The organism is Halobellus salinus (assembly GCF_014646875.1).
In the GTDB taxonomy this organism is placed as follows: Archaea; Halobacteriota; Halobacteria; order Halobacteriales; family Haloferacaceae; genus Haloquadratum; species Haloquadratum salinum.
This window is the reverse complement of sequence record NZ_BMOC01000002.1, coordinates 42,209-61,596: the sequence shown is the minus strand read 5'-3', so window position 1 is coordinate 61,596 and position 19,388 is coordinate 42,209. Positions and strand designations below refer to the sequence as shown.

The 19,388-nt window shown below is 68.7% G+C and carries 18 protein-coding genes; 14 read left to right on the top strand and 4 right to left on the bottom strand.

The window, feature by feature from the left end:
• The first annotated feature begins 1 nt into the window (after position 1).
• The 5 genes from eno to IEX72_RS02275 all read left to right on the top strand — a co-directional run bounded on the left by eno (position 2) and on the right by IEX72_RS02275 (position 5,423).
• On the top strand, positions 2-1,252 hold the full coding sequence (gene eno / locus IEX72_RS02295; RefSeq protein WP_188785776.1) for a phosphopyruvate hydratase: 1,251 nt from the start codon (positions 2-4) through the stop codon (positions 1,250-1,252).
• Positions 1,249-2,052 carry a 30S ribosomal protein S2 gene (gene rpsB, locus IEX72_RS02290; RefSeq protein WP_188785775.1) on the top strand — a complete coding sequence of 268 codons (804 nt, stop codon included), beginning with the start codon at positions 1,249-1,251 and terminating at the stop codon, positions 2,050-2,052. The genes eno and rpsB overlap by 4 nt, the downstream gene beginning before the upstream one ends.
• Before the next feature lie 111 nt (positions 2,053-2,163).
• Positions 2,164-3,318, top strand: a complete 1,155-nt coding sequence (locus tag IEX72_RS02285) for a rhodanese-like domain-containing protein (RefSeq protein ID WP_188785774.1) — start codon at positions 2,164-2,166, stop codon at positions 3,316-3,318.
• A gap of 72 nt (positions 3,319-3,390) precedes the next feature.
• Positions 3,391-4,350, top strand: a complete 960-nt coding sequence (locus tag IEX72_RS02280; protein ID WP_188785773.1) for a zinc-dependent metalloprotease — start codon at positions 3,391-3,393, stop codon at positions 4,348-4,350.
• Positions 4,351-4,610: 260 nt separating this feature from the next.
• Positions 4,611-5,423, top strand: a complete 813-nt coding sequence (locus IEX72_RS02275) for a VOC family protein (RefSeq protein ID WP_188785772.1) — start codon at positions 4,611-4,613, stop codon at positions 5,421-5,423.
• Positions 5,424-5,453: 30 nt separating this feature from the next.
• Here the strand turns inward: IEX72_RS02275 and IEX72_RS02270 are convergent, their stop codons facing one another.
• Positions 5,454-5,735 (bottom strand): DUF5779 family protein, encoded by a 282-nt coding sequence (locus IEX72_RS02270; protein WP_188785771.1) that lies wholly within the window; start codon positions 5,733-5,735, stop codon positions 5,454-5,456.
• Between the two features lie 177 nt (positions 5,736-5,912).
• On the opposite strand from IEX72_RS02270, the gene IEX72_RS02265 reads away from it, so the two are divergent.
• The 9 genes from IEX72_RS02265 to ptsP all read left to right on the top strand — a co-directional run bounded on the left by IEX72_RS02265 (position 5,913) and on the right by ptsP (position 16,451).
• Positions 5,913-7,160 (top strand): LeuA family protein, encoded by a 1,248-nt coding sequence (locus IEX72_RS02265; RefSeq protein WP_326838255.1) that lies wholly within the window; start codon positions 5,913-5,915, stop codon positions 7,158-7,160.
• Between the two features lie 397 nt (positions 7,161-7,557).
• Positions 7,558-9,366, top strand: coding sequence for a biosynthetic-type acetolactate synthase large subunit (gene ilvB / locus IEX72_RS02260; RefSeq protein ID WP_188785770.1), 1,809 nt, complete (start codon positions 7,558-7,560; stop codon positions 9,364-9,366).
• Complete coding sequence (gene ilvN, locus IEX72_RS02255; protein ID WP_188785769.1) at positions 9,363-10,058, top strand: acetolactate synthase small subunit; 696 nt, start codon at positions 9,363-9,365, stop codon at positions 10,056-10,058. Before ilvB ends, ilvN begins: the two co-directional genes overlap by 4 nt.
• 7 nt (positions 10,059-10,065) lie before the next feature.
• Positions 10,066-11,100 carry a ketol-acid reductoisomerase gene (ilvC, locus tag IEX72_RS02250; RefSeq protein WP_188785768.1) on the top strand — a complete coding sequence of 345 codons (1,035 nt, stop codon included), beginning with the start codon at positions 10,066-10,068 and terminating at the stop codon, positions 11,098-11,100.
• A 39-nt stretch (positions 11,101-11,139) separates the two neighbouring features.
• Positions 11,140-12,561 (top strand): 3-isopropylmalate dehydratase large subunit, encoded by a 1,422-nt coding sequence (gene leuC / locus IEX72_RS02245; protein WP_188785767.1) that lies wholly within the window; start codon positions 11,140-11,142, stop codon positions 12,559-12,561.
• 55 nt (positions 12,562-12,616) lie between these two features.
• On the top strand, positions 12,617-13,225 hold the full coding sequence (gene leuD / locus IEX72_RS02240) for a 3-isopropylmalate dehydratase small subunit (protein WP_188785766.1): 609 nt from the start codon (positions 12,617-12,619) through the stop codon (positions 13,223-13,225).
• A gap of 57 nt (positions 13,226-13,282) precedes the next feature.
• Entirely contained in the window at positions 13,283-14,281 is a 999-nt protein-coding gene (locus IEX72_RS02235; protein ID WP_188785765.1) for an isocitrate/isopropylmalate dehydrogenase family protein, read from the top strand.
• A 145-nt stretch (positions 14,282-14,426) separates the two neighbouring features.
• The gene (locus tag IEX72_RS02230; protein ID WP_188785764.1) at positions 14,427-14,696 is read left to right on the top strand and encodes an HPr family phosphocarrier protein; all 270 of its coding nucleotides are present in this window, start codon (positions 14,427-14,429) and stop codon (positions 14,694-14,696) included.
• A gap of 3 nt (positions 14,697-14,699) precedes the next feature.
• Entirely contained in the window at positions 14,700-16,451 is a 1,752-nt protein-coding gene (gene ptsP, locus IEX72_RS02225; protein WP_188785763.1) for a phosphoenolpyruvate--protein phosphotransferase, read from the top strand.
• A 15-nt stretch (positions 16,452-16,466) separates the two neighbouring features.
• Here the strand turns inward: ptsP and IEX72_RS02220 are convergent, their stop codons facing one another.
• The 3 genes from IEX72_RS02220 to IEX72_RS02210 all read right to left on the bottom strand — a co-directional run bounded on the left by IEX72_RS02220 (position 16,467) and on the right by IEX72_RS02210 (position 19,378).
• Positions 16,467-17,285, bottom strand: a complete 819-nt coding sequence (locus tag IEX72_RS02220; protein WP_188785762.1) for a class I fructose-bisphosphate aldolase — start codon at positions 17,283-17,285, stop codon at positions 16,467-16,469.
• Between the two features lie 138 nt (positions 17,286-17,423).
• Positions 17,424-17,906 carry a DUF7529 family protein gene (locus IEX72_RS02215; protein WP_188785761.1) on the bottom strand — a complete coding sequence of 161 codons (483 nt, stop codon included), beginning with the start codon at positions 17,904-17,906 and terminating at the stop codon, positions 17,424-17,426.
• Between the two features lie 641 nt (positions 17,907-18,547).
• Entirely contained in the window at positions 18,548-19,378 is an 831-nt protein-coding gene (locus IEX72_RS02210) for an aldo/keto reductase (protein ID WP_345782300.1), read from the bottom strand.
• Positions 19,379-19,388: the final 10 nt, after the last annotated feature.

The window sequence follows — 19,388 nt, the reverse complement described above, 5'->3', positions numbered from 1 at the left end:
GATGACGCAGGTTACGAGCGTCGCGCTCCGTCGTGTGCTCGACTCCCGGGGCAACGCCACCGTCGAGGCGGACGTGCTGACCGACTCGGGCGGGTTCGGCCGCGCCGCGGCGCCCAGCGGAGCGAGCACGGGCGAACACGAGGCCATCGAACTCCCGCCGGGGGCGGCCATCGCCGCCGCTCGGGAGCACGCGCTCCCACGTCTGGTCGGCGAGGTCTACGCCGGCAACCAACGGGAGGTCGACGCCGCGCTCCACGCCGCCGACGGCACCGGGAACTTCTCCGAGATCGGGGCCAACAGCGCGGTCGCGATCTCGATGGCGGCCGCGAAGGCGGGCGCCGACGCGCTGGGGGCGCCGCTGTACCAGCATCTGGGTGGCACCTTCCGCGGTGACTCGTTTCCGGTCCCGCTCGGAAACGTCGTCGGCGGCGGCGAGCACGCCAAGGAGGCTACCCACATCCAGGAGTTCCTGGCCGCGCCGGTTGGCGCGCCCAGCGTCTCCGAAGCGGTCTTCGCCAACGCCGCGGTCCACGCGCGGATCTCCGAGCTCCTCGACGACCGCGGGGTCCCTGCGGGGAAAGGCGACGAGGGCGCGTGGGCGCCGCCGATCTCGGACGGCGAAGCCTTCGAGGTCGTCGGGGAGGCGGTCGACGACGTCGAATCCGAACTCGGGTTCGAGATCGGGTTCGGGCTGGACATGGCCGCTGCGGAGCTGTACGACGCGGACGAGGGCGTCTACGTCTACGGCGACCAGACTCGCTCGACCGCCGAACAGGTCGACTACGTGGCAGACATGGTCGACGAGTACGACCTAGTGTACGTCGAGGACCCCCTCGATGAGAACGATTACGAGGGGTTTTCGGCTCTGACCGCCCGTGTCGGCGGCGGGGCTTCAGCCCCGAATGCGAGCGGGGGAGGCCCGCGAGCCGACCGCACCCTGATCTGCGGCGACGACCTCTTTGTGACGAACGTCGAGCGCCTGCAGGACGGGATCGACACAGAGGCCGGCAACGCCATCCTGATCAAGCCAAACCAGATCGGAACCCTCTCGGACGCGTTCGACGCCATCGAACTCGCGACCGAGAACCGCTACGAGACGGTGATCTCCCACCGCTCGGGCGAGACCGAAGACACCACCATCGCACACCTCGCCGTCGCCACCGACGCCGGATTCATCAAAACCGGCACAGTGGGCGGCGAGCGAACCGCCAAACTCAACGAACTCATCCGCATCGCGGACGACGCAGTATGACAGACAACGACAACGACGCGGTCGAGGTCGTCGACGACGACTCGGACCCGGACGCAACCGGGGACGACGCCGGCACGACGGCTGAGGCCAGTTCCGACCAGACCGAACCGGTCGCCGACGCCGCCGAGGGGGCCACAGAGGCCGCCGAGGTCGCCGAGGCAGAAGAACCAGCCGAAGATCAGGGCCCGACGTTCGACGAGGACGTGATGCCCGACGAGGAGGCCGACCTCCTCATCCCTGTCGAGGACTACCTCGCGGCGGGCGTCCACATCGGGACCCAGCAGAAAACACAGGACATGGAACGGTTCATCCACCGGGTTCGCGACGACGGCCTGTACGTCTTAGACGTCAGCCAGACCGACTCCCGGATCCGGACCGCCGCCGACTTCCTGGCGAACTACGACCCTGAGCGCATCCTGGTGACGAGTTCGCGGCAGTACGGCCGCTTCCCGGCGACGAAGTTCGCCGACGCAGTCGGCGCCCGCGCCCGCACCGGGCGGTTTATCCCCGGCACGCTGACCAACCCCGACTACGACGGCTACATCGAGCCCGACGTAGTGGTCGTCACCGATCCGATCGGCGACGCCCAAGCGGTGAAAGAGGCAATCACGGTCGGCATCCCCGTTATCGCGATGTGCGACTCCAACAACCAGACCGGCAACGTCGACCTGGTCGTCCCCACCAACAACAAGGGGCGGCGCGCGTTGTCGGTGGTCTACTGGCTTCTGGCGAACGAGACGCTCGACCGCCGCGGGAGCGACACCGTCTACGCCCTCGACGACTTCGAGGACGAGATCTGAGCGGCGTTCGGATTCGGCGAGTCTTTTGTGGGTTCTGCTTCCCGGAGCGACGGCCACGGGATCTTACCGGGGAGTCCAAGAGTTATTCCCCACCCCACCGTACGAGTCGGTGTGTCCGAACTGCTCCAGCAACACACCGTCGCAGAGCTTGCAGCCGCGCTCGACCGCGACGACGACCTCCTCGTCGTCGACACCCGGCCGCCCGACAGCTACGACGCGTGGCACGTCCCGGGTGCGGTGAACGTGCCGTACCACCCGACCGATGGCCTCAGCGACGGGTCGAGGTGGGATGACGTCGAGGACCTCGTCGGCGACACCCCGGTCGCCGTCATCTGCGGGAAGGGGGTGGCCTCGACGTCGTTCGGGATCGAACTGGCGAGTCGGGGCCACGACGACGTCCGAGTCATCAAAGGCGGCATGGAGGACTGGAGTAAACTCTACGACGTCGTCGAGGTCGCGACCGACGGTGACCTGTTTCTCGCACAGCTCCAGCGCCGCGCCAAGGGGTGTCTGGGCTACGTCGTCGGCGACCGCGCGGCGGGCGAGGCCCTCGTCGTCGACGCCACGCGCCAGCACCACGAGTTCGAACTCGTCGCCGCCGACGCCGGGACCGTGATCACGGGTGTCGTCGACACGCACGTGCACGCTGATCACCTCTCGGGCGGCCGCGACCTGGCCGACCGGCTTTCGGTTCCGTACTACCTGAGCGCGGACGCCGAGGAGCGCGGCGTCGCGGTCGACTACGAGCCGATCAGCGACGGCGACACCCTCGCTGTCGGCGGGATCGAGGCCGAGACCGTCGCCGCACCGGGCCACACCACGGAACTCCTAAACCTCCTGGTCGACGACCAGTATCTCCTCAGCGCCGACGCGCTGTTCGTGGACTCGGTCGGCCGGACGGAGTTGGAGTTCGGCGAGGGCGACGCGGCACACGGTGCAGGCCTTCTCTACGACACACTCCACGACCGGTACGCGTCGCTGTCGGACGACATCGTGACTCTCCCCGGCCACGTCTCGGTCGATTCCGAAGGGCGGTTCAGCGTCGCGGCGCCCGGCGACCTCGTGGCTGCGAGGCTGGATGACCTCCGTGAGGACCTGCCGATGTTCTCGCTCGACCGCGAGGCGTTCCTCGAACGCGTCACCGCAACGTCAACGGAAAAACCGGCGAACTACCACCGCATCATCGACGCGAACCGCGGGGATATCGCCCTCGACGAGGGCGAGGCCACCGGTCTGGAACTCGGACCGAACAACTGCGCGGTGTAGCGACAGTCGCTGTCCGGTACGGGATGGACGCCGGCGCAACAGGGTTTTGCCCGCGCACCCCATCCCGCTGGTATGAACCTCCAGCGGAGTGTTCGAGCGATCGCGACCGCGTCCGGCAACGGGTCCGGCGGGGTGGACTGGGAGGCGGTGGCGACAGCCGCCAAATCCGCGATCGGCGCTGGCGCCCTCGAGTTGACCGACGCCGAGCGGGCGGGGTACGCCGCCGACGTCGCCGACGCCCGCGACCGACTGCGCTCGGTGGGCGGCCTCAACTTCGACATCCCCCCGACGGTAGAAGTCCAGAACCGCCACCACTGGATCGACGCCAACGTGGCGACGTTCCGACGGGTAATGGCCCCCGTCGAGTCCGAGGTGAACGTGGCGTTCCCGACGGCGACGAGCGTGTTCAACACCGGGTCGATGGCGGCTGTTCTCTCCTTCCTGGCGTCGAACGTGCTCGGACAGTACGACCCGCTGCTCCTCGCGGACGGTGACGACCACGAACTCTACTTCGTCCACCCCAACATCGTCGAGGCCGCCGCCGACCTCGACGTCGACTACCCCCGGTTCCGGCGGTGGATCGCGTTCCACGAGGTCACCCACGCCGCGGAGTTCGGCGCGGCGCCGTGGCTGTCGACTCGGCTGGAGGCCCGACTTGAGGGCGCGCTCGGGACGCTGTCGCAGGGTGGGTTCGACCGGGAGGCGTTCCGCGACCTCAACACCACGATGACAGCCGTCGAGGGGTACGCGGAGATGCTGATGGACCGCGCGTTCGACGCGGAGTACGCCGATCTCCGGCGGAAGCTGGACGCCCGGCGCCGCGGCGGCGGTCCGGTGATGAGGGTCGCGCGTCGGCTCCTCGGGTTGGGTATGAAACGCCGGCAGTACGAGCGCGGCGCGGCGTTCTTCCGCGCGGTTGCAGACCAGCGCAGCGTTGCGGCCGCGGCCGCAGTGTGGGACGACCCCGCAAACCTCCCGACCGACGCCGAGTTCGACGACCCAACGCAGTGGGTGGCGCGGGTAGATCCGTAACAAACGGGGCGGAGCCGCTTCGGACGAACGAGCGCGGGACGGCATCCGAACGCACGCCTCGGAGCCGAGCGCCGGCGACGAGCGGGCGGAGACGCCCACGCGGCCGCCACACCCGAGAGCCCGGGAGCGGGCTCCCGGCCGGCAGTCGGCCGAGCGGACCGTTCCGAAATAGCGGTCTCAATACCCGAACTGGTCGGCGGCGTGGCCGTGGGGGTAGCGGCGTCGCCAGAGTATTCACGAACGCGGTCGCACTGCCGGGTATGCTCACTGACGTCCACCGGCTCGGGTTGGAAGTCAAAGACCTCGACGCGGCGCGGGCGTTCTACGAGGATCGGCTGGGGTTCGTCGCCGACGCGGAGCCGGAGTCAGGGTCGCGCGTGGCGTACAGAGTCGGCGCCCCGGGGCGCGGTGGGTCGTCGGCTGCCGGCGCCGGGCCGACCCGCTTCGTGCTCCGGCGGCCGACAGATACGCCGCGTGGGGGCGTCCACACCCACTACGCGTTCGCGACGACAACGCACGCGTACAAGCGGTGGTGGCAGCGGCTCGCCGACCTCGATCCCGTCGAGGTCTCCTTCGGCGCGACTGACTCCCTGTACGTCTACGACCCCGCGGGTCACTGCGTCGAGATCGGCGGGTTCGACCACGGGCGGGCGGACGCCGACGACCCCGGAGCCCGTACGGGTGACCCCGACCCGGACGCAGCCCCCGCGCTGTCGGGGCTGTTCGAGGTCGTTTTGGAGGTCACGGACCTGCCGGCCGCGGAAGCCCGCTACCGTCGGTTGGGGTTCGAGGTGGTGGACCGGGGGGCAAAGCGACGGCGCGTCCGGCTGTCGGGACCGGTCGATCTCGAACTCTGGGAACCACAACTCGGGATCGCGGACGCCCGCGGCGGACTCCACGTTGATCTCGCCTTCATAACCGACGACCCCGCGACCGCGGTTGAGGCCGGCGCGCCGTGGCCCGGGGATGTCGAGTCGGTGTCCGGCGGGCGACGGGTCGTCGACGGCGACGGCCACGTGCTGACGTTCCTCCGGGCCGGTGACGACGGCGGCCGAGTCGGGGACGGGGGCTGAATCGGGGAGGGCGGCCGAGCCGCCGACGGCTCAGAGTCGGGTGGTGTCGACCTCGATATCCGGGGGGGTCACCACCAGGAACTGCCGGAAGTGAGTGAGGTTGCCGCCCAGGTCCCGGATCGGGCGAGCGAACCCCGTCGCGAGTTCGTTGAGGTCGCCCTCCACCGCGAGCACGAGCACGTTGCCGGCGTGGACGGTCCCGATCCACTCGTCGGCCGGTGTGGTTCCGTCGAGGGTTCCGAGCACGATGTCGGTCTCGTCGTTGTCGAGGTACTCTTCGGCCTCCGAGAGGTTCAGGTTGAAGTCGCTCATACCGGCGCAGAGGGAAAGCGGGACGAAAAGCGTTCGGACGGCGAGCCGCCGGTCCCGACGAGCACGTGTTCGCCGGCGAAACTGCGGGAAACGCGCGCCGTGCGTACGGAACCGGGTCGATTCGGCGACGGGCGCCCACACGCAACACGAAAGCCTTTAATACGGTTCCGCGGCTCGATACAGGTACAATGTCTCACGACAAGGAGGCTCAGTCGGACACCCCGGCTGGTCGAGTTCTTCCAGGGCACACTAGCCCACATTACTGAATCCGAGATCGACAACGTACGGATTTTCGACACCACGCTCCGCGACGGCGAACAGTCGCCACGTACATCGTTCAGCTACGACGAGAAGCGTAGCATCGCGGCCACACTGGACGAGATGGGAACCCACGTCATCGAGGCGGGGTTCCCGGTCAACTCCGAGGCCGAGTTCGAGTCCGTGAGCGACATCGCAGCCGCGACCGACACCACCGTCTGCGGGCTGGCACGTGTCGTCGACAAGGACGTCGAGGCCGCCCTCGACTCCGGCGTCGAACTAGTCCACGTCTTCGTGTCCACCAGCGACGTCCAGTTGGCGGACTCGATGCACGCCTCCAAGCAGGAGGCCGTCGACCGCGCGGTCGAGTGCGTCGAGCGCGTGAAGGAGGCGGGCGTCGAGGTGATGTTCTCGCCCATGGACGCCACCCGGACCGACGTGGACTTCCTGGCGGAGATCCTGAGCGCCGTCGACGAGGCGGGTGTCGACTGGGTCAACATCCCCGACACCACCGGCGTGGGGACGCCGACCCGGTTCGCGAACCTCGTCAAAGAGATCCGGACGTTCACCGACGCCGAGATCGACGTCCACGCCCACGACGACTTCGGGCTCGCGGCGGCCAACGCCATGGCCGGCTTCGAGGCCGGCGCGTCGCAGGCGCAGGTGTCGGTCAACGGTATCGGCGAGCGCGCCGGCAACGCCGCCTTCGAGGAGGTCGTCACGGCGGCGGAGTCGCTGTACGACGTCGACACCGGGATCGACACCACCCGGATCACCGAGCTCTCGCGGATCGTCGAGGAGGCCAGCGACATTCCGGTCCCCGGCAACAAGCCGGTTGTCGGTCGGAACGCCTTCTCCCACGAGAGCGGGATCCACGCCGCGGGCGTCATCGAGAACTCCGACACGTTCGAGCCGGGTGTGATGACCCCCGACATGGTTGGTGCGCAACGCGAGTTCGTCCTCGGGAAACACACCGGGACCCACTCGGTCCGGAAGCGACTGGTCGAATCCGGCTTCGCACCCACCGACGCGGAGGTACGCGAGGTCACCCGTCTGGTGAAAGACTACGGCGCCGAGAAGGAGCGGGTCACCGTCGACGCGCTGACCGGGTTCGCCCGCGACGTCGGCGTCGATCGCGCCGACGACGACGGGGAGGGCAACGCCTGATGGCGCGCGCGCCGGGTGCTCGGTCCACCGGGCCACGGGCGCGCCGCAGACCCCGTCCCGGCGACGGACCACGAAACGTTCATTACGGACGAGCGAGACCCATCAGGTATGACGCGACACCGGCGAACCGACGCGACGGGCGCCCCCGCTGGGTCCCGAACCGCGTCGCTGCCGCGGTCGCGCCCCGAGTACCGGAGCACCCCGATTCGTGTCGTAGTAGGGGCCGTATAGCCCCCCACTACACCCATTTCTCGCCGTCCCGACCGTCGATCGACGTCCGACCGACCACGACACCGCCACCCAGTATGACCCACTACGCCAGATCCGCACGACCGACACCGACGCACCGCCCCCAGACCGCGACGAACCGGACAGCCCGAACCGGAGGTGACCGGCGATGAGCAAACAGGCGACGCCCGACGAGGACGCAGACCCGGAGCCCGGAACCGACGCGGAGCAGGCCACCGAAGCCGCCGCGGAGCAGGCCACCGGAGCCGACGCGGAGGCGGACTACACTCCAGCGACCACTGGCGCCGAGTCCGTGGTCCACGCGCTGGAGAACGCCGGCATCGAGGCCGCCTTCGGCGTCCAGGGCGGCGCGATCATGCCCGTCTACGACGCGCTGTACCACTCCGATATCCGGCACATCGTTATGGCGCACGAGCAGGGCGCCGCACACGCCGCCGACGCGTTCGGCGTGGTTCGGAACGAGCCGGGAGTCTGTTTAGCCACGTCGGGCCCCGGCGCAACCAACCTGGTGACCGGGATTGCCGACGCGAACATGGACTCCGACGGGATGTTGGCGTTGACCGGCCAGGTCCCGTCGGACATGGTTGGCTCCGACGCGTTCCAGGAAACCGACACCACCGGCGTGACCGCGCCGCTCACGAAGCACAACTACTTCGCCGACGATCCCGACAGCGTGGGTGACACCGTCGGAGAGGCGCTGGCGCTGGCCGACGAGGGACGGCCCGGGCCCACGCTTGTCGACCTCCCGAAAGACACCACCCTCGCAGATACCGACAGGGAACCGGGACCGGCCGAACCGCCCGAGACCACCCGACCGCAGTACATCGCCGACGAGGCGAACGTCGCGGTCGCCGCCGACGCGATCGAGTCGGCCGACCGCCCGCTGCTGTTGTTCGGCGGCGGCGTGATCAAGGCTGACGCCACCGAGGAGGCGCGGGCATTCGCGCGCGATCACGAGATCCCGGTCGTCACCACGATGCCCGGGATCGGGTCGTTCCCGGAAGACGACGACCTGTGTCTGTCGTGGGCAGGGATGCACGGCACAGGATACGCAAACATGGCGATCACCCACACCGACCTGCTGATCGCGGTCGGCACCCGGTTCGACGACCGACTGACCGGCGGCATCGACACCTTCGCACCGGAAGCGGAGGTGATCCACATCGACATCGATCCCGCGGAGATCTCGAAGAACGTTCACGCGGACTACCCGTTGATCGGCGACGCGGGGACCGTGCTCGGCCAGGTCGACGACGCTGTCGACGAGGCGCCAGACGTCGACGAGTGGCGCGAGCAGTGTCAGACCTGGAAAGCCGAGTATCCGATGGACTACGCCACTCCCGACGACGAGCCGCTGAAGCCGCAGTTCGTCGTGGAGGTGCTCGACGAGGCCACCGCCGACGACACCATCGTCACAACCGGCGTCGGCCAGCACCAGATGTGGGCGTCGCAGTACTGGACGTACACGGAGCCACGCACCTGGGTGTCGAGCCACGGTCTCGGCACGATGGGCTACGGACTCCCCGCCGCAATCGGCGCCCGGATCGCCGCCGCCGCCGACCAAGAGGTCGTCTGCATCGACGGCGACGGGTCGTTTCTCATGACTATCCAGTCGCTGTCGGTCGCGGTGCGTGAGGAGCTGGACATCACCGTTGCGGTGCTCAACAACGAGTACATCGGGATGGTCCGGCAGTGGCAGGACGCCTTCTTCGAGGGCCGGCGCATGGCCGCGGAGTACAACTGGTGTCCGGAGTTCGATATGCTCGCGGAGGCGTTCGGCGCCCGCGGGTGGCGGGTTGACGACTACGACGAGGTCACAGACACCGTCGAGGAGGCGCTCGCCTACGACGGCCCGTCGGTGATCGATTTCCACATCGATCCCGCTGAAAACGTCTACCCAATGGTTGCCTCGGGCGGCGCGAACGGCAAGTTCGCCCTCACGGAGGACCAGCTATGAGTTCGGGCGACGACACCGAAGCCGGACGGGGAGGACGCGAGGGGCCACCCAAACACGGACTCGCCGGACCGGAGCCCAACGAGCGGCCTCACCCCCAGGGGCGGCGGAACGCACAGGGGATCCGGATCGACCCCGAGGTCGAGGCCCAGCACGAGCCGCGGCGCGCGGTGTTCTCCGCGCTGGTGGAGGACGAACCCGGCGTGCTCTCGCGGATCGCGGGCCTGATCTCCCGGCGACAGTTCAACATCGAGAGCCTCACCGTCGGCCCAACCACCGTGGACGGGCACTCACGGATCACGATGGTCGTCGAGGAGACCGAACCCGACATCGACCAGATCAAAAAGCAACTCGGAAAACTCAAACCTGTCATCACCGTCGGTGAACTCGACGCCGACGCGGTGCGGACCGAACTTGTCCTCCTGAAAGTCGAGGGCGGGGAGCCGGACAAGGTGCACGCGATCACCGAGATGTACGACGGTCAGACCCTTGATGCGGGCGCCGAGACGATCACCGTGCAACTCACGGGAGACGAACAGGAGATCGACGACGCGATCGACGCGTTCCGGCAGTTCGGCATCATCGAGATCGCGCGGACGGGCTACACGGCGCTGGCCCGCGGCAACCAGCCGACCGCGCCCGGCGAAAAGCCGGGAACCGCCGACGAACCGACACGGCCGACCAACATGCGGTAACCCACGAATGACAGACTTAGACACGACGGTATACTACGACGACGACGCCGACCGCTCCCAGATCGACGACAAGACCGTAGCCGTTCTCGGCTACGGCAGCCAGGGCCACGCCCACGCACAGAACCTCTCTGACAGCGGAGTTGACGTGGTCGTCGGACTGCGGAAGGGCTCCTCGTCCCGTTCGGCTGTGAAAGCCGACGGGCTCAGGGTCGCAACGCCCGCGGCCGCGGCCGCCGAAGCCGACATCGTGTCGGTGCTGGTCCCGGATTCGGTCCAGCCCACGGTGTTCGAGACCATCCGGGACGGGCTAGAGCCCGGCGATACCCTCCAGTTCGCCCACGGGTTCAACATCCACTACAACCAGATCCGGCCGCCCGAGGACGTTGACGTGACGATGGTGGCGCCGAAGTCGCCCGGACACCTGGTGCGGCGGAACTACGAGGCCGGTCAGGGCACCCCCGGGCTGGTTGCGATCTACCAAGACGAGACGGGCGAGGCGTTCGACGAGGCGATGTCGTACGCCCACGCGATCGGCTGCACGCGGGCAGGTGTCATCGAGACCACGTTCCGCGAGGAGACCGAAACCGACCTCTTCGGCGAGCAGGCGGTGCTGTGCGGCGGGGTGACCGCGCTGGTGAAGACGGGCTTCGAGACGCTCGTTGACGCCGGCTACTCCCCCGAGATGGCGTACTTCGAGTGTCTGAACGAGCTGAAGCTGATCGTGGACCTCATGTACGAGGGCGGACACGCCGAGATGTGGCAGTCCGTCTCCGACACCGCCGAGTACGGCGGCCTCTCCCGCGGTGACCGCCTCATCGACGAGCACGTCCGCGAGGAGATGGAGGAAGTGTTAGAAGAGGTCCAGGACGGCACGTTCGCCCGCGAGTGGATCACGGAGAACCAGGCCGGCCGGCCCTCGTACACGCAGCTGAAACACGCCGAGGAGACCCACCAGATCGAGCAGGTGGGTGAGCCGCTGCGCGACCTGTTCGCGTGGGGGGACGACAAAGAGGAGGCCGCCGAAGCGGCCGCGGACGACTGACGGGGATGATGACAGTGACACTGCAAACCGGTGATCGACATGAGTGAGGGAACGCTGTACGACAAAGTATGGGAGGAGCACACGGTCTCTGAGCTTCCGACGGGACAGACGCAGCTGTTCGTCGGCCTCCACCTCATCCACGAGGTGACGAGCCCGCAGGCGTTCGGGATGTTGCAGGAGCGCGACCTGGAGGTCGCGTACCCCGAACTCACCCACGCGACCGTAGATCACATCGTCCCGACGGCCGACCAGTCGCGGCCCTACCGCGACGGCGCCGCCGAGGAGATGATGGCAGAGTTAGAGGAGAACGTCCGCGACGCGGGCATCGAGTTCTCGGATCCGACGACCGGCGACCAAGGGATCGTGCACGTCATCGGGCCCGAGCAGGGGCTGACCCAGCCCGGGAAGACGATCGTCTGCGGCGACTCTCACACCTCGACACACGGCGCGTTCGGCGCGCTGGCGTTCGGGATCGGCACGAGCCAGATCCGCGACGTGCTCGCGACCCAGACGGTCGCGATGGAGAAGAAGGACGTCCGGAAAATCGAGGTGACGGGCGAACTCGGCCCCGGCGTCGAGGCCAAAGACATTATCCTCGAGGTGATCCGTCGTCTCGGCACCGAGGGTGGCGTCGGCTACGTCTACGAGTACGCCGGCGAGGCAATCGAGACCCTCGACATGGAGGGGCGGATGAGCATCTGCAACATGTCCATCGAGGGCGGCGCCCGCGCGGGGTATGTCAACCCCGACGAGACCACCTACGAGTGGCTGAAAGAAACCGACGAGTTCCGGGAGCGCCCGGAGCGCTTCGAGGAACTCAAGCCGTACTGGGAGTCGATCCGCTCCGACGACGACGCGGAGTACGACGACGTCGTCACCATCGACGGCTCCGAACTGGAGCCCGTCGTCACGTGGGGAACCACGCCCGGCCAGGGGATCGGTATCGACGACCCGATCCCCGAGCCGGCGTCGCTTGCGGCCGACAAACAGGACACCGCACGGCGCGCCCAGGAGCACATGCGCGTCACGCCCGGCGACACGATGGAGGGGTACGAGGTTGACGTCGCGTTCCTTGGGTCGTGTACGAACGCTCGCCTCCCCGACCTCCGGCGTGCAGCGGCGGTTGTCGAGGGTCGCGAGGTCCACGACGACGTTCGCGCGATGGTCGTCCCCGGGAGCCAGCGCGTAAAGGCCGCCGCCGAAGCCGAGGGCCTCGACGAGATCTTCGAGGAAGCCGGCTTCGAGTGGCGCAACGCGGGGTGTTCGATGTGTCTCGGCATGAACGAGGACCAACTTGAGGGCGACGAGGCGTGTGCGTCGTCGTCGAACCGCAACTTCGTCGGCCGGCAGGGGTCAAAGGACGGGCGGACCGTCCTCATGAACCCTCGGATGGTCGCCGCCGCGGCGGTCGAAGGCGAAGTGACAGACGTGCGCGACCTGAAGGAGGTGACGGTCGCATGAACTGTCCGCGACGGCGAATGCGAGTACGCCGGAGCGCCGCTCCGGAGGTGATGGTATGACCGATGAGATCCCCGAGATTGGCTCGGTGACCGGCACGGGCGTGCCGGTCCGCGGCAACGACATCGACACCGACCAGGTCATCCCCGCGCGGTTCATGAAAGTCGTCACCTTCGACGGCCTCGGCGAGTTCGCCTTCTTCGACCTCCGGTTCGACGAGGACGACGAACAGAAGGATCACCCGTTCAACGAGTCGGCGTTCCAGAGCGCGTCGGTGCTCGCGGTCAACGCCAACTTCGGCTGTGGCTCCTCGCGGGAGCACGCCCCACAGGCGCTGATGCGCTGGGGGATCGACGCCATCGTGGGCGAGTCGTTCGCGGAGATCTTCGCGGGCAACTGCCTCGCGCTGGGGATCCCGACGGTCACCGCCGACCACGACGCCATCGCCGACCTCCAGGCGTGGATCGACGACAACCCCGACGGTGAGATCCACGTCGATGTCGAGACCGAGACCGTCACCTACGGCGGGAACACGATCGAGGCGACGGTCGACGACGCCCAGCGGCGGGCGCTCACCGAGGGTGTCTGGGACACCACGGCGCTCATGAAGTCCAACGCCGACGCCGTCGCCGACAGGGCCACATCGCTTTCCTACACCGATGTCTGATGATGATTACGGTCGTCTCTCACCGCCGAGCGCCGTCAGTGGGGGTGGCGCTCGGTGGTGAACAGTGAGAGTAATAGTTATGAGGAGGTTGCCGTCATCGAGGGCGACGGGATCGGTCGCGAGGTCGTGCCCGCCGCGGTCGAGGTGCTCGACGCCGTCGGCGACTTCGAGTTCCGGACTGCGAGGGCCGGTGACGCGGTGCGGGCGGAGACAGGCGAGGCGCTCCCACAGGAGACCTACGACACGGTCGCCGACGCCGACGCGACGCTGTTCGGCGCGGCGGGCGAGACCGCCGCGGACGTAATCTTGCCGCTCCGGACCGCGGTGGGGTCGTTCGTGAACGTCCGCCCCGCGCGGGCGTACCCCGGCGTGGATGCGGTCCAACCCGAGACGGACGTGGTCTTTCTGCGTGAGAACACCGAAGGCGTCTACGCGGGCCACGAGGACCGCCTCTCCGAGGATCTCTCGACGCTCACCCGCGTGGTGACCACCTCCGCGTCCGAACGGCTGGCGGCGTTCGCCTGCGAGTTCGTCGCAGACCGGGGCGGGGACGCCTTCCAGGTGGTCCACAAGTCGAACGTTATGCGCGAAACCGACGGTCGGTTCCGGGACGCCGTCGTCTCCGTCGCTGACGACCACGGCCTCGACACCGAAGAGGTGCTGATGGACGCGTTTGCGACGCGGATCTGTCTGGATCCCACCCAGTTCGACGTGGTGGTCTGTCCCAACCTCGCGGGCGACGTGCTATCGGATCTGGCGGCCGGACTGGTGGGCGGGCTGGGGCTGCTGCCCTCGGCAAACATCGGCCCGGACAACGCGCTGTTCGAGCCGGTCCACGGCACCGCCCCGGACATCGCGGGCGAGGGTGTCGCGAACCCCTCGGCGGCGATCCTCTCGGCGGCGATGTTGCTGGAGCACCTCGGCTACGACGGGGAAGCCGCGGCCGTCCGCGGCGCGGTGGAGTCGGTGCTGGAGTCGGGCCCCCGGACGCCCGACCTCGGCGGCGACGCCGGTACCGACGCGGTCACCGGCGCCGTCATCGACCGGCTCGACTGAGCTGACCGCGACCGTCCGGAACCCCCGAGGAACACTTAGGAGGCTCCGGGTCCCTCGTTCCGGTAGTGATGTACGGACACGTCGAGCGCACACTCCACTCGACCCGCTGGAGTGCCCGGGCGGAGGTCCGGGAGGAGACGCGCTGATGCCCGAACGGATCGCGACAGTTGTGCCCGAGGACGGCCTCCACGCCCGGCCCGGCGCGACGTTCGTGGAGACGGCAGCCGACAGCGACGCCGACGTGCAGGTCGGCCACACCGGGGGCGACCTGGTGAACGCGGCGAGCATGCTCGCAGTGACGGGACTCGGTGTCGAGCACGGGGACGAGGTCCGCCTCGTCGCCGAGGGCGAGGACGCCGACGCCACGCTCGACGAACTCGAGCGGATACTGACGACCCCGGAAGACGACCGCTGAGCGATGGTGCGGCGGCTCTCCGGCGTCGGCGCGATCCGGGCCGCGGGCACCGGGACGGCGGTGTGGTACGGGTCGGAGCCGGACCTCGGCGACCCGCCGGCCATCGGTACGGTCGACCCCGACCCCGACCCCGACCCCGACACCGACACCGACACCGACACCGAGACCGAGACCGAGACCGAGACCGAACGGTTCGAGTCGGCGCGCGACGCGGCGCGGAAGGCGATCCGCGCCGAGCGCGAGCGAGCCACCGAGCGCCTGGACGACGCCGCGGCTGCGGTCTTCGACGCCCACGTCCAGTTTCTCGACGACCCACAACTCGCCGAGACCGTCGCTGCGCGGATCGAGTCGGGGCTACCCGCCGAACACGCCGTCGACCGGGCGTTCGCGGCGTTCGTCGACCGCTTCGAGGGGACGGGCGGCCGGACGGCCGAGCGGGCCGACGACCTCCGCGACGTGCGCGACCGGCTCCTTCGGGAGTTGGTCGGCGGGGACCGCGACGACCTCGCCGACCTCCCGGCTGGCAGCGTCGTGCTCGCAGAGCGCCTCACACCGAGCGACACCGCCCGTCTGGATCCCGACCGCGTTGCGGGGTTTGCGACCGTCACGGGTGGCCCGACCGCCCACGCCGCGATCTTCGCGCGGTCGCTGGGGCTGCCCGCGGTCGTCGGCGTCGGCGAGGGCCTCCACGACGTCGCGGCGGGAGCCGAGGTGGTCGTCGACGGTACCGAGGGGGAGGTCGTCATCGGTCCCGACGCCGCGACCCGGGAGGCGGCCGGGGGAGACGAGCGCGTCGAGATCCGGACGGCGCCCGTCACGACCGCCGAAGGGACACCGATCGAGGTGGCGGCGAACGTCGGCCAGCAGGCCGATCTCGCCGCCGCAGCCGACCACGGCGCCGACGGGATCGGGTTGTTCCGCACGGAGTTCCTATTTTTCGATCGTGCGTCCCCGCCCGACGAGGACGAGCAGTACGAGGCCTACCGGGAGGCGCTGGCGACGTTCCCCGACGGGCGGGTCGTGGTGCGGACCCTCGACGTCGGCGGCGACAAGCCCGTCGGGTACCTCGACCCGGCGGACGACGAGAACCCGTTCTTGGGCGAGCGCGGGATCCGGCGGTCGCTGGGGCCCGATGCCGACGTCTTCGAGACACAACTCCGTGCGCTCCTGCGTGCGGCCGCGACCGACGCCGGCGGGCGGCTCTCGGTGATGGTACCGCTGGTCACGACTGTCGATGAGGTCGTCGCAGCGCGCGAGGCGATAGAGTCGGTGGCGGCGGCCCTTGACGCCGCGGGCGAGGCGTACGCGACCCCGGAGTTCGGCGTAATGATCGAGACCCCGGCCGCGGCGTTGCTGGCGGAGCCACTGGTCGGCCACGTCGACTTCGTCAGCGTCGGCACCAACGACCTCGCGCAGTACGTGATGGCCGCCGCGCGGGGGAACCGCCGGGTGGCAGACCTCGCCGACCCGCGCCAGCCCGCGGTGCTCCGGGCGATCCGCCGGGGTGTCGCGGCGACCGAGGGCACCGACGTGTGGGTCGGAGTCTGCGGTGAGATGGCCAGCGATCCCGCGGTGACGCCGCTGCTCGTCGGGCTCGGGGTTGACGAGTTGAGCGTGGCCCCCGCGTCGGCACCCCGGGTGAAGCGGGCCGTGAGCGAGGTCCGAGACGACGCTGCGCGCGACCTCGCCGAGCGTGCGCTCGCCGCCGGAACGCGCGAAGAGGTTGCGGCGGTGTTGGACGGGACAGTGTCGTGACGGGGCGGTGAGACCCTACACCTCCCGGGGATCGGTCCCCTCGAAGATCACGCGCTCGAGGTCGTCCAAGAGCGGCTCGGGATCCTGCCGCTGGAAGATATTCCGCCCGACCGCGAGGCCGTTCCCACCGGCGGAGATCGTGGTGTAGACGTCTTCGAGGAAGGCCTCGTCGCTCCGCTTCGACCCGCCGCTCATGACCGTTTTCAGGCCGCCGACGGCGTCCTCGAGCTGCTGCCACCCGTCTCTGGTTCCGGGGTATTTGCATTTGACCACGTCGGCGCCGAGTTCGAGCCCCAGCCGGGCCCCGTACGCGACGACAGCCGGGTCCGACTGGCCGCTGTAGGCGTCGTTGGCCTGAATCCCCTGTCCGCGCGGGTAGCTCCACATCACCACGGGGACGCCGTACGCTCTGGCTGCCTCTTGGATCTCGCGGAACTCCGTCCACATCCGATCCTCGTGGCGCGACCCCGCGTACATCGTGTACCCGATCGCGTCGGCGTCGAGTTCCTCGACGGCGTACCCCACCGAACACTGGGTGGGCGAGTAGTAGTCCTCGCGCACCGGGAGGTTGGAGTTGCCGTTCACCTTCACCAGAAGCGGCGCCCCGTCGTCGATCCCGTGGTCGGCCTCCCAGGTCCGGTAGTACTCGGCGATCCCCTTCTGCAACGCGATGGCGGTGACCGCGTCGTGTCGCGCCACCTCAAAGACGTGCGTGGGGTCGGCGCTCTTCGGCATCGGCTCGAAGTCGACGGGACCGTGTTCGGTCCCGTGGTCGTACGCGAGGATGAGAGAGTTCCCGTCTCGGGTGATGGGGGAGTCGTCGATGGGGTGCATACGACGTGGTAGCGACCCGAGAGGGTTTCAATTTTTTGTCCTCGGTGCACGGGTGAAAAATATTGCTTGAGAACCGTGTTGTAATCGATGGCACCGGGAACGACGCCAGGGCACAGCGGAGGGGGCCCGTAGGGGGCGTCAGGGTGGTTCGGGCAGGAACGGCTCGGGGTCGTCGTGGACGAACGCCACGGCGTCGTCGTCCAACCGGCGACAGAACAGCCGGATCTCACCGGCGTCGCGGATCGCCTCGATCGTCTCGTTCGAGGACGCCCGGTCGTAGTACGCGGGGACGAACGCGACCGTCTCGGTTTCGGGGTCCAGTTCGGCGACCAACACGTAGACGATGCCGCCGCGTTCGGCGCGGAACACCTCGACGCTCTCGAACGGAGAGTCGTCGGCGAGGGCTTCGAGCGCCTCGAACTCCGGCCCGGGGAGGAGCACATCGAGCCCAGTTCGGCGATCGGAGTCGACGAGTACCGAATCCCCCGGGTGAAGCTCCAGGGTCTCCCACCCGCTGTCGCGGTACGAGGCCGCGGTCGACTCCATGTCATCGATGACGTCGGTCCACCCCGCCTGCGCCTGCACGTTGGTCGGCGTCCCGGAGGGTGAGCGGTCGCTCATACCCACACTCGTGGTTTCGTCCCGGAAAAACGTTCCCAAGGGTGCAAACTACCCCGCCCTACTCGCTCGCCGTTCGGTTCGCTTGTTGAGGGCGGGGCGTTCCCCGTGCGGTTTCCATCCGCCCCCGTGCGTGGACGTGGCGCGATTCACAGCGGCAGGACGAGCACGCGGAGGGGGTTCCTGCGCGGTGTTTCGTCCCGTGGCCGAAGTCCGAAGCCGTCCCACCCGAGTGTAATTTCCGGTGTTCTTCGGCCATTCGTCTGGCTTCGTTGTCCCCGGATTCAGGGCCGGTCTACGGCGGCCCCTCCACGGCGGCCCCTCCACGCGGTCCGTTTTGATCCCCGTAGAGGGCAGTGTTCAGATAAGCGATGCGTGATCAAGAAACCGACCCCGGGCGGGACTGAAAGGGGCTGCGGTCCTCGTCGTTCGCGGCGTCACCGGCGGCGAGCCGCCGGTTTCCAGCGAGACCTCCGGTCTCGCCCGGCTCACTCCTGCGGTCCTTGCGTCGCCGGGAGAGCGGAGCTCTCCCGAGCTCACGCCGGCTCGCCGGCGTGAACGTCCGGGTTCGCCGAGACCGCGGGGGCTTTCAAAATCGTCTCCGAGACTCTCTCCGCACTTGCGGTCTTATCTAACCAGTACCGTCACCAGGGTGCGAACCCGGGATCGACCCGCCGGTCGGTCCGGTCGATGGCGTCGATCGCCGCCACGTCCTCGGCGTCAAGGGAGAGATCGCGCGACGCCAGGTTGTCGCGGATGTGGGACCCGCCCGTCGCCTTCGGGATCGCAGTGACCCCCTTCTCCCGGAGCCACGCCAGCGACACCTGCGCCTCGCTCACGCCGTGTTTCGCGGCGATCTCGGTCACCTCCGGGACGTCGAACACCGCCCCACGCGCCAGCGGCGAGTACGCGACGACTTCGACCCCGCGGTCGACGCAGTGGGCCCGCAGTTCCTCCTGCGGTAACAGGGGGTGGAGTTCGACCTGGTTGGCGAAGATCGGCGCGTCAGTGCGGTCGATGGCGTCGTCGACCTGCTCGGGCTCGAAGTTGCTGATCCCGATCCGGTCGACCCTCTCGTTGTCAACGAGTTCGTCGAACGCGCGGAACGTGTCTTCGGGGGCGTACTCACCGGCCGGCCAGTGGACGTACAGGAGGTCGACGGCGTTGACGCCGAGCTTCCGGAGGCTCTCCGCGGTGGAAGCGAGCACGTCGTCGTAGGCAAGCCGGTCGATCCAGACCTTCGTGGCGAGGAAGACGTCGTCGCGGGGCACGTCCGCGCGTTCGATCCCGCGCCCGACGTGTTCCTCGTTGCCGTACGCCTGTGCCGTGTCGATGTGGCGGTAGCCCGCCTCGAGCGCCGTTGCGACCGCGTTCGTGCAGGCCTCCGGATCGTCGTTCTTCCACGTACCTAACCCGAGCATCGGCATCGCGGCTGCGCGCGGGCCGCCCGCCTCGGCTGTCGATTGTCGAGACATCTCGGGCCGA